The organism is Acinetobacter sp. YH12043, from assembly GCF_013419915.1.
GTDB lineage: Bacteria > Pseudomonadota > Gammaproteobacteria > Pseudomonadales > Moraxellaceae > Acinetobacter.
In genome coordinates, this window is sequence record NZ_VOZD01000004.1 from 134,010 (window position 1) to 148,843 (window position 14,834).

General features: G+C 42.6%; 13 protein-coding genes. 5 read left to right on the forward strand and 8 right to left on the reverse strand.

The annotated features are described in order from the left end of the window. Positions 1-67: 67 nt before the first annotated feature. A complete protein-coding gene (locus FTU01_RS03445; protein WP_125279369.1) occupies positions 68-274 on the forward strand; it encodes a hypothetical protein in 207 nt (68 codons plus the stop codon). A gap of 52 nt (positions 275-326) precedes the next feature. On the opposite strand, the gene FTU01_RS03450 is transcribed toward FTU01_RS03445, so the two are convergent. From FTU01_RS03450 to FTU01_RS03460, 3 genes are all read right to left on the reverse strand, one after another. Continuing rightward, positions 327-2,108 (reverse strand): acyl-CoA dehydrogenase C-terminal domain-containing protein, encoded by a 1,782-nt coding sequence (locus tag FTU01_RS03450; protein WP_180138145.1) that lies wholly within the window; start codon positions 2,106-2,108, stop codon positions 327-329. Between the two features lie 169 nt (positions 2,109-2,277). Beyond that, the gene (locus FTU01_RS03455; protein ID WP_159124145.1) at positions 2,278-4,080 is read right to left on the reverse strand and encodes an acyl-CoA dehydrogenase C-terminal domain-containing protein; all 1,803 of its coding nucleotides are present in this window, start codon (positions 4,078-4,080) and stop codon (positions 2,278-2,280) included. Between the two features lie 309 nt (positions 4,081-4,389). Continuing rightward, a complete protein-coding gene (locus FTU01_RS03460; RefSeq protein WP_159124146.1) occupies positions 4,390-5,019 on the reverse strand; it encodes a hypothetical protein in 630 nt (209 codons plus the stop codon). A 137-nt stretch (positions 5,020-5,156) separates the two neighbouring features. Here FTU01_RS03460 and baeS point away from each other — a divergent pair, with 137 nt between their 5' ends. From baeS to FTU01_RS03480, 4 genes are all read left to right on the forward strand, one after another. Continuing rightward, positions 5,157-6,821 (forward strand): sensor histidine kinase efflux regulator BaeS, encoded by a 1,665-nt coding sequence (gene baeS, locus FTU01_RS03465; RefSeq protein WP_179993261.1) that lies wholly within the window; start codon positions 5,157-5,159, stop codon positions 6,819-6,821. 14 nt (positions 6,822-6,835) lie between these two features. Continuing rightward, positions 6,836-7,522 (forward strand): response regulator, encoded by a 687-nt coding sequence (locus FTU01_RS03470; RefSeq protein ID WP_034704234.1) that lies wholly within the window; start codon positions 6,836-6,838, stop codon positions 7,520-7,522. Positions 7,523-7,612: 90 nt separating this feature from the next. After that, complete coding sequence (locus FTU01_RS03475; protein ID WP_180138147.1) at positions 7,613-8,119, forward strand: GNAT family N-acetyltransferase; 507 nt, start codon at positions 7,613-7,615, stop codon at positions 8,117-8,119. A 219-nt stretch (positions 8,120-8,338) separates the two neighbouring features. After that, a complete protein-coding gene (locus tag FTU01_RS03480; RefSeq protein ID WP_180138149.1) occupies positions 8,339-9,694 on the forward strand; it encodes an amino acid permease in 1,356 nt (451 codons plus the stop codon). A 93-nt stretch (positions 9,695-9,787) separates the two neighbouring features. On the opposite strand, the gene FTU01_RS03485 is transcribed toward FTU01_RS03480, so the two are convergent. The 5 genes from FTU01_RS03485 to FTU01_RS03505 form a co-directional block, all read right to left on the reverse strand. Then, positions 9,788-10,342, reverse strand: coding sequence for a GNAT family N-acetyltransferase (locus tag FTU01_RS03485; protein ID WP_218952466.1), 555 nt, complete (start codon positions 10,340-10,342; stop codon positions 9,788-9,790). A 15-nt stretch (positions 10,343-10,357) separates the two neighbouring features. After that, positions 10,358-10,732, reverse strand: coding sequence for an MmcQ/YjbR family DNA-binding protein (locus FTU01_RS03490; RefSeq protein ID WP_180138151.1), 375 nt, complete (start codon positions 10,730-10,732; stop codon positions 10,358-10,360). 76 nt (positions 10,733-10,808) lie between these two features. Next, positions 10,809-12,254: a YdiU family protein gene (locus FTU01_RS03495; protein WP_180138153.1), complete on the reverse strand. Its 1,446-nt coding sequence runs from the start codon at positions 12,252-12,254 to the stop codon at positions 10,809-10,811. A gap of 138 nt (positions 12,255-12,392) precedes the next feature. Then, on the reverse strand, positions 12,393-13,559 hold the full coding sequence (locus FTU01_RS03500; RefSeq protein ID WP_104495369.1) for an acyl-CoA desaturase: 1,167 nt from the start codon (positions 13,557-13,559) through the stop codon (positions 12,393-12,395). A 425-nt stretch (positions 13,560-13,984) separates the two neighbouring features. Beyond that, the gene (locus tag FTU01_RS03505) at positions 13,985-14,698 is read right to left on the reverse strand and encodes a glycerophosphodiester phosphodiesterase (protein WP_179993256.1); all 714 of its coding nucleotides are present in this window, start codon (positions 14,696-14,698) and stop codon (positions 13,985-13,987) included. Positions 14,699-14,834: the final 136 nt, after the last annotated feature.

Consider the following 14,834-nt stretch of genomic DNA (forward strand, 5'->3'; position numbering starts at 1 on the left):
TTTGCACTTTTTTTGCACTAACTTGTTATATTGTATGAGAACTACATTGAATAAATAGGAGAAAAAAATGTTGGACAAAATTCAAACAAAAATTAGTCAATTAGAAGCAGGAAAAAAATTAATCCTGGGCACGGGGATCAAGGCTGAAGAGATGCAGAAGGTACTTGAACTGTGTGAATCTTTAGAGTCGCAAGGGGGAATTAAAATAGTGAATAAGCATTTCAATCCTAAAATAACGACGCAACCAGATACGATCTTGATTGAAAAAGTATAGTGCATAAAAAGCCCTGCAGATGCAGGGCTTTTTATATGGATTCACGTCAAGATTAAGCTTGAGTCGTGAAGTAATCTTCAGAGAAATTCATCACTACTTCGCAACCAGCTTTCACTTTAGTGATACGCAGTGCAAGTTCAGGCAAGATGCGTTGCGTGAAATAACGCACCAGTGCCAGTTTGTTTTGGTAGAACTCGCCATCTTTGTCTTTTGCAGCATTGGCAATGCGCGCAAACATATAAGAGAAGCTCAATAGGCCTACTGCGTGTAGGTAATCAACTGCTGCTGCATTCGGGAATTCTGCATTTTCGCCAGCAGCTTCAAGCACGAATTGAGTCAATGATTCGACTTCAGTAGCTGCATCTAAAGTTGCATCTTTAATGAAGTTCAGGTCTGCATCTAACTGGTTCGCAAAGTCACGGATTTCTTCGATGTATTCACCGATGTACGCACCGCCACATTTAATAGTTTTACGGCCGATCAAATCTTGTGACTGAACACCGTTGGTTCCTTCGTAAATCTGTGAGATACGCAGGTCACGGATACATTGTTCCATGCCCCATTCACGGATATAACCATGTCCACCAAAGACCATTTGTGCATCTAGGGTTGCCTGGAATGCAGTATCCGTCAGGTAAGCTTTCGCGATTGGTGTCAACAGTGCCACACGGTCATTGGCTTTTTTTACGGCTTCAGGATCAGTCGAGAACTTAGTAATATCCAGTTGTTGACCTACATAAACTGCAAATGCACGCGATGCTTCGTTGTTCGCACGAACATTCAGCAACATACGACGTACATCACCATGTACTAAAATGCTGTCTGCCGGTTTAGCTGGTGATTGAGCACCAAGGGCACTACGACCCTGTAAACGATCTGTCGCATATTGCGCAGCATTTTGATAAGCAAATTCTGAAGCACCTAGGCCCTGGATGCCCATAGACAGACGTTCGTAGTTCATCATCACGAACATGGCTGCCAGACCTTCGTTTTCTTTACCTACCAGATAACCTTTGGCACCATCAAAGTTCATTACACATGTTGCAGAGGCCTTGATCCCCATTTTGTGTTCGATTGAACCAGGACCAACTGGATTACGTTCACCAATTGAACCATCTTCATTGACCAGGAACTTCGGTACGATGAACAGGGAAATACCGCGAGAGCCGGCAGGCGCATCAGGAGTTTTTGCCAGTACCAGATGAATAATGTTTTCAGCAAGATCGTGGTCACCACCCGTGATAAAGATTTTGGTACCGGTAATGCTATACGTGCCATCTTCATTACGTTCAGCTTTGGTTTTGATAATACCCAGATCAGTACCGGCATGTGGCTCAGTTAAGCACATGGTGCCTGACCATTCACCAGAATAGATTTTAGGAAGATAGGTTTCTTTTTGCTCTTGAGATGCATAGCTGTTTAAAGCCATACCTGCACCCACAGAAAGAAGCGGGTAGAGCATGAAAGATGGGTTAGTTGCAAACAGCATTTCATCAGAAAGTACGGTGAGCATTTTCGGCATTTCCTGGCCGCCCCATTCTGCATCGGCACCCAGACCGATCCAGCCGCCTTCAGCATATTGTTTGAATGCTTCTTTAAAGCCAGCTGGTGTGGTGACATTGCCATTTTCATATTTTGCGCCTTCTTCATCGCCGGTACGGTTCAGAGGAAGCATGACGTTTTGCGCAAACTTCGCCATTTCTTCAAGAATGGCTTCTGCTGTGGCAGTATCCAAGTGGGCAAGATTTTCATTGGCCTGCCAGAACTGTTCTGCATTGAAAACATCATTCAGGATGAATTTCATGTCAGCAAGTGGCGCGTTATAAATTGGCATAGTATGTCACCTGTTTTATTGTTTAATTGGATTGTTTTGGCTCAGTCTAAAGCATTAAAAATCTGAATGTTAGACGACTAAAGGTTAATTCTGTAACTCTTTATAAAGAAAAAGGACTGCCTGAAGATGGCCGTCCTTTTTCTTATTATGCATTTAAAACTGCATCAGCTTAGAATGCGAAATGTTCAGCATCTAAAGACATAAGCGGTTCTACACCAGTTGCAATCACGTCAACGTGTGAACGAACACGTGGCAGGATTTTCTTGAAGTAGAAGCGTGCAGTCGTCAATTTAGCATTGTAGAAGTCTGCATCAGTGGTACCTGCAGCAAGAGTCTCTTGAGCAACCAGTGCCATACGAGCCCACAGGTAAGCCAGTGTTACATAACCAGAGAAGTACAGGTAATCTACTGCAGCTGCACCCACTTCTTCAGGGTTTTGCATCGCACGCATACCAATCTGCATGGTCAGGTCACCCCATTCTTTGTTCAATGCCGCAAGCGGTTCAACAAATTCTTTCATTGCAGAATTGTCTTTGTTCGCTTCCGCAAATTTGTGGATGATCTTAGTGAAGTCTTTCAACATCGCACCTTGAGTACCCAGTACTTTACGGCCTAACAGATCCAGTGCTTGAATCTCAGTCGTACCTTCGTACAGGCAGGCAATACGTGTATCACGTACGATTTGTTCCATGCCATGCTCAGAGATAAAGCCGTGACCACCGAAGACTTGAACACCATGTTTCGCAGCTTCTGAACCAGTTTCAGTCAGGAATGCTTTTGCGATTGGAGTTAATAGCGACAGGATATTGTCAGCGAACTTGCGCTCTTCTTCAGAAGTACCTTGTTCAACCACATCAGCATATTGAGCCAACAGGTAAACCAGTGCACGACCACCTTCAGCAAATGCTTTTTGAGTTAAAAGCATGTTACGTACAGCTGGATGAACAATAATTGGATCAGCTTCTTTTTCAGGTGCTTTAGGACCCGAAAGAGAACGCATTGCCAGACGGTCTTTAGCATAAGTTAAAGCGCCTTGGAACGCCGCTTCAGATGCAGACAGACCTTGTACAGCAGTACCGATACGTGCAGTGTTCATGAAGGTGAACATGCAGTTCAGACCACGGTTTTCAGGACCGATCAGGAAGCCTTTGGCGTTATCGAAGTTGATGACACAAGTTGCGTTACCATGGATCCCCATTTTGTGTTCGATTGAACCACAACGTACGCCGTTACGCTCACCGATTGAACCGTCAGCATTCAGGTTGAATTTTGGTACGATGAACAGAGAAATACCTTTAGTACCTTTAGGCGCGCCAGGCAGACGAGCAAGTACGATATGAATAATGTTCTCTGCCATGTCGTGTTCACCAGCAGAGATAAAGATTTTCTCGCCAGAGATTGCATAGCTACCATCAGCTTGTGGTTCAGCTTTAGTGCGGATGATGCCGAGGTCAGAACCTGCATGAGATTCAGTTAGACACATGGTACCTGTCCATTCACCTGAAACCAGTTTAGGCAGGTAAGCGTCTTTTTGTTCTTGAGAACCGTGGTGTTCTAAAGTACGAACTGCACCATGAGACAGACCAGGGTACATACCCCATGCCCAGTTCGCAGTACCCACCATTTCAGAAAGAGTGATACCTAAAGAATTTGGTAAGCCTTGACCGCCGTATTGCTCTTCAGCAGAAAGAGAAGGGAAGCCTAGCTCGATGTATTTTTGGTAAGCTTCTTTAAAGCCAGTCGGTGTCGTTACAACGCCGTCATTCCAGGTACAACCTTCACGGTCGCCGACCTGATTTAGAGGAGATAATTCATTTTCACAGAAGTCAGCTGCAGCTTCTAGGTACTGATCAACCAACTCACGGCTTACGTTTTCTTGAAACGCAGGAAGTTTTGCGTAATGTTCTTCAGCATTTAATAATTCGTGTAGAACGAATTGCATGTCACGTAAGGGCGCTTTGTATTGTGGCATATCGGTTTCCTCAATACTGGTTTAGACCAGCGTTATCATCCTAAATTAATTGAAACGTGCCTTCAGTGACACGTATTGCTATGAATCTAATCGTGCAACATCTTGCCCAGCCATACAAGCTTTCAGGCGGCTTTCTTGGTGACTATAAAGTCAAAGATTAATCTGCACAGAACAGTAAACATATTGACTGCAAAGACTTTTGTAGAAATTAGCAGAACATGAATGGTCAAAAGAGGACTGAGGAGTCAGCTATAAAAAAAAGCACCCGAAGGTGCCTGAATTTGAATGAATAAGAAACGTAGAAGAAGATTAAGATGCAGCTTTAGTCATCTTAATGGGTGCATTCGGCTGGAAGTGCACGATACATTGACCATCAATAGTTTGAGTACCCGCTTTCACTTGAACGGCCTTGCCGTGGGTTTGACCTTTACAAGCGTTGGCAAACGCAGTTTGTAGAGCCTGACGTTCTGATAAACGCTGATCATACTGTTTAACCATTTCTGCACGTTGACTATCCGTTAATGCTTCTCCACGGTTCATACCACCTCGGAATTCACCACGCATTGGACGATGTTCACCGCGCATACTACGGAATTCACCACGTTGACCTGTGATGCCTTTATGGTCAGGTTTGAAAGAAATCTTGCATTGCCCATCAATGGTTTTATCACCCGCCTTGATTTGGACTGCACTACCTACAGCTTTACCGTCACAGGCCTGTTGAATCTGTTTATGCAATTGCATGCGTTCTGCACGAGCGGCTTTGAATTGTTCGCGTTGCTCTGGAGTGAGACGATGCTGTTTTTGACCTTCATGATGTTTCATCATGCGAGAATGATCTTTCTGCTCATTCACGTTGCTCGTAGATTGACAGGCAGTCAATGCACCCATCGATAAAACACTGGCACTGATTAAGGCGATTTTTGTCATTGCTTTCATGTTTTTACCCCATTCAAGAGCTGATTCTTTTTGATGAGTAAAGATTAAATAATAAAGATGAAGAAACAATGGAGAGTTTTTTAAGTCTGTGTTCGCTACAATAATGAATATAGAGAAGAAAAACTGAGATTTTTACTTTGAAGATTCGCCGTATTCCGATTGCATTACGTCTGTTTTTGACTGTTTTATTGACCACCCTGGTAATTACCACGGTGAGTCTGGGCGTATTGCATCTGAATATGCAGCGCAACTTTACCCGCTATGTTGCAGATGTAGAAATGCAGAAGCTGGATCATGTGATCGAGAATCTGGCTGATGTCTATACGGTATATGAAGACTGGGGTAATGCCATTCAGGCGCAGATTCTGCAAATCGAAGGTGAAGCCGCACCGGATGATTATGACCGTTTATCGCGCTGGTGGTTGCGGCGTCAGTATGATATTGCCTTACAGCAGCGTTACTTTCAGGAGCAGACCTTAGCCACTGTAGCGCCTTCAAGTATGGTTGAACCAAATCTGACATCGCGTTCAGTCAATGAAGAAGAATTGCGTATTCTGGCATCTAACCTGCCTTCACAATTCCAGCCCTTTGAAGGTTTAAGATTTCCACTTAGTTCCAATCAGAACCTGTTTAGAACCGACCGTAAAGACAATAATGGCGGTCAACAGTCAGTTCAGCCGCCTACCGGCAAGAAGCAGTTCATCCAGATGCCAGACCGTCTGGGTCTAAGTTCACGCCTGTCACTCTATGATGCCAAACGGCGTTTTGTAGTAGGTGAGGCGTCAGATGAGCAGATTTCCTATCGTCCAATTATGGTTGAAAACCAGGTGGTCGGTTATCTGGGCTTGAAACCGGTTTTAGACCAAGATGATGCTTTAAGTATTAATTTCTTTAGTAATCAGAAACGTTACCTATTTTTAGTTTATGGTTTAAGTATTCTAGCCAGTCTGATTGCTGCATTATTACTGGCAACTTATTTTAAAAAACCGATTCAGCGTTTGTTGAACGGTACGCGTGAATTGACTCGTGGTAATTATCAGCATCAGGTGAAAGTGAAACGTAATGATGAGCTGGGTGATCTGTCTAATGAGCTGAATCAACTGGCCGTGATTTTGGATCAGCATGAAACTTCACGCCGTCAGTGGGTAGCAGATACCTCACATGAACTGAAAACTCCGCTGGCAGTCTTGCAGGCACAAATTGAAGCGATGCAGGATGGAATCCGTAAACCGACACCAGAGCATTTTGCGTCGATGTTGGCACAGGTAACCAGCCTGAAAAAACTGACTCAGGACTTGGCAGCTCTAGCGCAGGCTGATGCCCAGCAATTACAGTTTTACTATGCAACTGTAAATCCATGGGAGGTGGTGCAGCAGGAATTAATGAACTTCCAGCCTAAATTTGAACAGGCTGATCTGAAAGTGACTATTGAAGGTGACGGTGCTGAAGTCGAGCTGGATCTGGACCGTTTCAAGCAGATTGTAGCTAACCTGCTTAGCAACAGTATCCGTTATACAGAAGCCGGTGGTCAGGTACATATCCATACCGAACAGAATGAGAAAGAATGGACTTTATATGTCGATGACAGTCCATTCGGTTTGACTGATGAGCAGCTGGCCCGCATTGGTGAGCGTTTCTATCGTGTTGATGATTCGCGTACCCGTGCCACCGGTGGGACAGGCTTGGGTCTGGCCTTATCTTGTAAAATTACTCAGGCTATGGGTGGTAGCTTAAGCTTTGCACATTCACCATTAGGTGGTTTACGATGCAAACTGAGCTTTCCTAAACAAATGAAACCATAAAGGAAAATATATTCATGAAACATATTATGCTGGTTGAAGACGAAGTCGAACTTGCCCTGTTGGTGCGAGATTATCTAGAGGCTGCTGGTTTTGAAGTCAGCGTGTTTCATGATGGGCAAGAAGCATATAACAGTTTTACCCAGCGTAAACCGAGCCTGATGATCCTGGACTTGATGGTGCCGCGTATGGATGGTCTGACCATTTGCCGTAAAGTACGTGAGCAATCAGACTTGCCGATCATTATGGTGACTGCGCGTACTGAAGAAATTGACCGTGTACTGGGCTTGAATATGGGCGCGGATGACTATATCTGCAAGCCATTTAGTCCAAAAGAACTGGTTGCCCGTGTGCAAGCCGTATTACGCCGTTTAGACCGTAAAGCTGAGCCGGAAAGCAATGATCTATTCCGTATGGATAAATCACAACAGCGTATCTGGTACCAGCAAAAAGCCTTGAACCTGACACCGACTGAATTCCGTTTGTTGGAGCTGTTCCTAGAACATGTCGGCCAGGTGTATTCACGTGCACAGCTACTTGATCATATCAATCCGGACAGTTTTGATGTGGCAGACCGTGTGATTGATAGTCATATCAAGAACCTGCGTCGCAAAATTTCAGATGCTGCAGAAACCGGAAATCGTCATGAATGGATTCAGGCCGTTTATGGTGTAGGGTATCGTTTTGAATATCCTGAAGACTGATATTCGAATTCGTTAAAGAAAAGCGGATAGACTTCTTGGTTTGTTCGCTTTTTTATTTCTGAAAATGATCAATATAAGAGAGCCAAAATAATGAAAATCATCATTCGGGATGAACGGCTAGAAGATATTCTAGCCATTGCTAAATTGACCCGAGCGGCTTTTCAAAATACTGACCATTCAAGTCATACTGAACAATTTATTGTCAATGCTTTGCGCACGCATGGGCAGTTAACGATCTCTCTAGTTGCACTTGAAAATAATCAGCTGGTTGGCCATGTGGCTATTTCACCTGTCACTATCTCTTCAGGTGAAACTGGCTGGTACGGTCTTGGCCCAATTTCGGTATTACCTGCAAAACAAGGACAGGGAATCGGCACTTTACTTATACGGGTAGCTTTAGATCGCCTGCAACAGTTGGGGGCTGAAGGATGTGTAGTGCTCGGTGATCCTCAATATTATGGTCGTTTCGGGTTTAAGGCTTTTCCAGAACTTTACCTCAAGGATGTTCCTCCAGAATATTTTCAAGTCATTGCATTTAATGGATCTATTCCACATGGAGAAGCGGTTTACCATGAGGCATTTAATGCGACGCAATAATCCATCAAAAACGAGCTATTTCTATTGAAAAGTTATGGAGCATTAAAAGGTAAATAACTTTTAAATAGCATCTATTATGAAATCAATTATTTGTATTTCTTTTTATCTGAGTAGATACAAGAAATAAAAGTTTAATAATTAATAACTTAAATTTATGTATTAGTTGATTAGTTGGAGACCCGCTACAATTCGGTTTTCTATTCATCATGAGAGCGTGTCTTGGAGAGTGAAGCACCGCAACTACAGCGCCGTTTAAAGAATCGTCATATCCAGCTGATTGCTATGGGTGGCGCCATTGGAACCGGATTATTCTTGGGGTCCGCACAGATTATTCAGTCCGCAGGACCTTCCATTATTCTGGGCTATTTGATTGGTGGTTTGATTGCATTCCTGATTATGCGCCAGTTGGGCGAGATGATTGTGCATGAGCCTGTGACTGGTTCATTCAGTTATTTTGCATTTAAATACTGGGGTAAATTTCCAGGCTTTTTAACCGGCTGGAATTACTGGATTTTATATATTCTGGTCGCAATGACAGAACTGACCGCCATTGGCAAATATATCAATTACTGGTGGCCACATATTCCAGCTTGGGTGTCTGTACTCATCTTCTTTTTGGCGGTAACACTTGCCAACCTGGCCAATGTCAAAATTTATGGTGAATCTGAATTCTGGCTATCGATGATTAAAGTCTTTGCCATCATTGTAATGATTATCTTTGGCATATATTTACTCCTCACTGCCGATGCAACTTCAACCGCTTCGATCAGCAATTTATGGATTCATGGTGGATTTTTTCCGAATGGCTTTGATGGGCTGTTTTATATGCTCGCTTTTATGATGTTTGCTTTTGGTGGTATTGAGCTGATTAGTATGGCAGCGGCAGAAACCGAAAATCCTGACAAGAACATTCCACGTGCTGTAAATCAAACTGTGATTCGGGTATTTTTATTTTATATCTGCTCGCTTGCCGTATTACTTTCACTCGTACCATGGAATCAGCTGAATTTAGGCGATTTAGATCATAGTCCATTTGTAATGATTTTCAGCCAGATGGGGATTGAATGGGCTGCACATTTACTGAATTTCATTATTTTAACTGCTTCACTTTCAGTTTGTAATAGTGGCATGTATGCCAATAGCCGTATGTTGATGGGGCTGGCTCAACAAGGGAATGCACCGCAATTATTTAAGAGCGTGAATAAACATGGTGTGCCTGTGGCAGCGGTATTGTTCTCCGCATTTCTGATCTTTGGCTGTGTGATCCTGAATTACTTTGTGCCTGAAAAAGCCTTGAGTTACCTGATTTATATTGTAGTAGCAGCTGCGGTATTGAACTGGATGATGATCAGTTTGATTCATTTGAAATTTAGACAAGCCATCAAACGAAAGGGGATTCAAACAAAATTTCCAGCAATCTTTGCGCCGTTTAGTAACTATTTTGTTTTAGCTTTTATGCTGATGATTTTATACATCATGTGGACACAAGGCTTTATGTTGTCAGTGTTAATGTTGCCGGTGTGGATTGCGGTGTTGTTTGGCGTGTTTAAGTTTCTGAATAAAAGGAATGCTTAAGCCTAAAATCTCCAATCAGAAGAAGCCCGACCAGAAATGATTGGGCTTTTTTCATATTGTCGCAATATCTAAAGCTTTTAGATGAGTTAAGGTTTATTTTGATCTTAGTGGCAGAATATACTGAATACAGTCTTTAAGGTCATTTCCCAATAAAGGAAAGATGGTCCAAGCACGAAGCAGTTGCTGTTTATGAAAACCTGTTTTTTCTAACACTTGTCTTGACGCTAAATGTTCAGTAGCACAAAAGGTTTCAATTCTATTGAGTTTTTTAGTTTGTTTTAAAAATTGGATCACTGAAGTCATCGCTTCACACATCAAACCTTGTCCCTGATAAGGAGTCCCAAGCCCGAAGTGAATTTCTCCAATGTCATGCCTTTGTATAAAGATCAAAATACCCATAGGTTGCTGGGTTAAATGATCTGCAATAATCCACATAAACTCAGGATCTGAGTTTTCCCACTTTTGTCCCGCCCAGTTTTCTAAAGTTTGTCGAGTTTGAGTTTGGTTCCGATGTGGATGTCTTTGCAAATATTTTGACGCTGCTAGATCGCTAAAATAGTTTTGAAATAAATTGATTTCATCACCACAGTGGTAGGAGCGAAGAATTAAACGCTTTGTCTTTAATGTTATTGGCTTGATCTTAGTCATCGGTGGTATCTGCACTTATTTTTCTAATGTTCGTAATAACTTAATTCGTACTTTTTCTGCTTTCTTTAATTTCGATACTACCAGCTCATAAGAATTCTGTACTAGGTCCTCAACCAGAGATTCATCCAGTTGATTATCTTCATACACTGAAATCCAGTGTTGTTTATTCATATGCCAGCCAGCATGGATATAAGAATAAATATCTCGCAGCATAGCACCATGATCAGGCGCTACTTTTAAATTAATGACAGCTTTGCCTTGGAGATAGAACTGAAGCATAAAGACTTTATCTAGCACCTTGAATACCTTACAACCTTCACCGAAAGGCTGAGTCACAGTGACTTCAGGTAAACTTATCGCTATCTGTGCTGAGATTTGATGTAAGGTCATAAGTTATGAATAAACCGAAATAAAACTGTGGATAATGCTTAAATTATCCACAGTTTTTGGTCGTCTTGTGAATAAATTAAGATGAACAACTTACCATGACTTCAGGTACATCACTCGGCAATGGCCCTAGATCTTCAGGGTGTTCCAGATCTGGCTGTTTTAAATAAGGCTGACTTAATAATTTAAACAGGCGATCGACTTCAGAAAAGTCATCCCGCTCAGCCAGTTCAATGGCTTTCTGTGCCATATGATTGCGCAGGATATAGTGTGAATTGACGAGTTGCATGGCGGCATCTAATTCTCCAGTATCCTGATGTTCGCGGATCGCTTCATATTGAGTCAGGAATGCTTCAAACTGACGGCGATCCAAACAATCATCCTTGATTGCTTCATATTCATGATTCTGCAGGCGAATAAAGCTTTGCGTATAGTCGAGTTGCTCGCTTTGTAAGATTCTGAGAAAAGCCATGGCGCAGTCAAAGCTGTCTTTGTGAAAACTCGGTAAGCCCATTTTCTGGTTTAGGCCATGCTTATAATGTTCCAGGAAGGTCGGTTCATAATGTTCCAGACATTGGGCCAGATCCTGTTTCCATTGTTCTTCATCATAGTTTTCAGGACATAATGGAATCAGGTTATTCAGCCACATCCACAAGTTCCAGTGGCCGATGCTTGGTTGCTGCTGATAAGTATAGCGACCCTGATAATCCGAGTGGTTATTAATCCAGTTGGGACGGAACCGCTCCATAAACCCATAAGGACCAAAGTCTAGCGTTGAACCGGTAATATTCAGGTTGTCAGTGTTCATGACACCATGCGCAAATCCGACCAGCTGCCATTTGGCAATCATCACTGCCGTGCGCTGAATCACTTGGGTAGCAAATGCCAGAATAGGCTGTTCTGCTTGCAGACATTGCGGGTAATGCCATTCCATACATTTTTGTGTGAATACAGGCAGCAAGTCTGGCTGATACTGATTGATCCATTCAAAATGTCCAAACCGGATATGACAGTCAGACGTCCGTAATAGCATCGCGCCCTGTTCCAGTTTTTCACGCTGTACACCTTGAGCGGAAGAGGTAAAGCCGACAGCATTACTGGATTCTACACCTAGCGCATTTAAGGCATGTCCGGCCAGATATTCCCGAATTACCGAGCGTAAGACTGCACGACCATCTCCCATACGCGAATACGGCGTTGCACCAGCACCTTTCAAATGCAGGTCAATGGTCTGGTTATCTTTATCTAGAATCTGGGCGATTAATAAACCACGTCCATCACCCAGTTGTCCTGCCCATTGTCCAAACTGATGGCCAGCATAAACCATGGCCAAAGGTTCAAACTCGGCAAAGGTTTTTTGACCACTACAGATTTCGACCCATTGTGCTTTATCTTCCTCAGACCATTGCAGTTGATCCGCAAGCGCAGCATTAAAATGTCCCGCTTTAACACCTTTTAAAGGTAGTGGGGGCTGATGATGATAAAGACGAGGAGGGAGAGTCTGATATCGGGAATTAAAGTACATGGCAGTTAAAATATTTAGGCAATAGAAGCAATATAACAAAGATCTCTGTTTAAAACTGTTGTAAAAGGAAAGTATAAGTAAGACAGACAAAAATAAAAAAAGCCCCTGATTTCAGGAGCTTTTTTGAGAATCTAAATCTTATTGAGAGACAGGCGCTTTTTTCAAATTACGTACTAACAGATTCAGTGTTTCACGATGATGGGAAAGACGCTGTTCAACCAGCTGGAATTCAACTTTAAGTTTGTCATCCATCTGGTGAATCTTTTCTGCTACAGCTGCCTTTTTCACCTGTATTTCCTGTTCTTTGAGTTTGGCCCAGTCATTCAATGTTTGAGTAAAAGCTTCATATTCCTGAGCGATTTTACTTTTCACATTGATAATGTCTTCATTGACATTATGACCATATACCGCCAGATCCTGCTCAGCATATTTAAACTTCATTGCCAGTTCAGCTTTTTTGATATTAAAGCTTGGAATACGGCGCAGATTTTTAGCCAGGCCCAGTTTAGAGCAAGTCCAGATTAACCATTTGGTTGGATCATATTGCCACCATTTCACGCCATTACGGTAATCATACTGGAAGATGTGATGGTAGTTATGATAACCCTCACCCCAAGTTGCAATTGCTAACCAGAAGTTGTCACGTGCAGTGTTTTCATCCGTATAAGGACGTGAACCCCACATATGGCACAGTGAGTTAATGAAGAAGGTCACGTGATGGCTCAGGATTAAACGAACCAGACCACCCAATAATAATACACCCCAGACATCGCCTACAGCCCAGCCGATTGGCAAGAGAATCGCAGCGTGTACTGCAATTACTAAAGGCACATAGTATTTGTGCTGGAACATAACGACTTTGTCGTTTTGCAGGTCTGGTGCATTTTTGTAGTTTGGTTCTGCAGCAGGATAGTCACGCAGCATCCAGCCCAGGTGCGCATACCAGAAGCCGTTATTAATTGAATATGGGTCTTTTTCCACGTCATCGACATGACGGTGATGGGTACGGTGACCTGAACCCCAGTACAGAATACTGTTCTGCACGGCAAAGGTACCCATGATCATTAAAATGATTTTTAAAGGTAAAGTCGCTTCATAAGCACGATGTGCCCAAAGACGATGATAGCCCGCTGTAATCCCCAGGCTGCTAACGCCGAGCAAAACAAACATACTGATCCAAGCGGCAAGGCTAAAATCATGGTGATACGCATATAACGGAATCGCGATAACAGCTACAATGGGTAAAACTACCAGAGCAAACACAGCGACCCAGTTAATTGGGGCTTGAGGTAGGGGAGCATTCATCTCCAACAGCACTCCTGGAACCTGGGAAGGTATAACAAAAAGCAGAGGCCGCTATTGTTTATTTTAACAGCGGTTAAGTCATTCATATTAGCACGCCCCCCTAGGGCATCACTAGCATTATTGTACGGTTGTATTGTACTTATCGGTAACAGAATAAGTAGGATGAAAACTACCATTTTCACGAGCTAGACAGGCTCTGATTTCCGAGTAAATCACTGAGATTTTTGAAGCTTTTAATCAAATTTATTTTCTTAAAATGAGTTAAGTGAATGTTCATTTTTTCTACTAGATTGCAGAGAAATAAATTTGTAAGCAAACCCATAACCTAAGGTTAAACAAGATTACAGACAGGTATTCTTCTTTAAATGATTTTTCAAGGCTTAAAGAAAAATAATCTTTATATAGAATCTTGCATTTTGGGTCATTTAAAGATGTTGCATCATTAACTTCGGATAATCCGTAATAAGACCCTGAATACCCCAGTCGCGTAATTCTTTGGCACGATTAACATCATTTACGGTCCAGACGCTGATGGTGAGTTTGGCAGCTTGTGTGGCTTGAATAATATCTTTGCTGGCCAGCTCATTCATCCAGCCAATCTGACAACAGCCAAGTTCTAAAGCTTGATCAATTGCCTGATATTTCACATCTGTTTCAATCAGAAGGCCGCGTTTTAAACTGGAATTTTGCTGTTGCAAAGCCTGATGGATTTTAGGATCAAAACTGGTAATCACGACTGACTGCTCATAACCCTGTAACTGCTGTTCAAGCTCAAGCGTGATTTTTTCAGCATCGGCCTGGCTCGCTACACTTTTGACTTCAACTTCAATATGGTCAAAGTTATGAATCACGGTTAAGGTCTGATCCAGCATAGGAGTGGCTTCGACCTTGTTCCATTCTGACCATTTTACTGCGTGATTATATTGACTGAGATCCTGACGGTTACATTCGTAGAGGGGCTTTTGCAAACCGGTAGTGCGTACAAAATTATCATCATGCATGATGATCAGGGCATTGTCTTTAAGCTGGCGTACGTCAAATTCGACTGCGCGAATCCCGATATCCTGAATATATTGAAAACCGCCTAGTGTATTTTCAGGTGCTTCCCCACGCGCACCGCGATGTCCAATTATGCGCATGCTGCGATAACCTGAAGAAGTGAAGATGAAAACATAATGATGAAGAGTTGTGACAGGAGTATTGCAATATTCTGCGCCTGAAACACTTTGTTGCAAATACTGTTGGCGCAGAATTTTCCGTGCAATTTAATACATT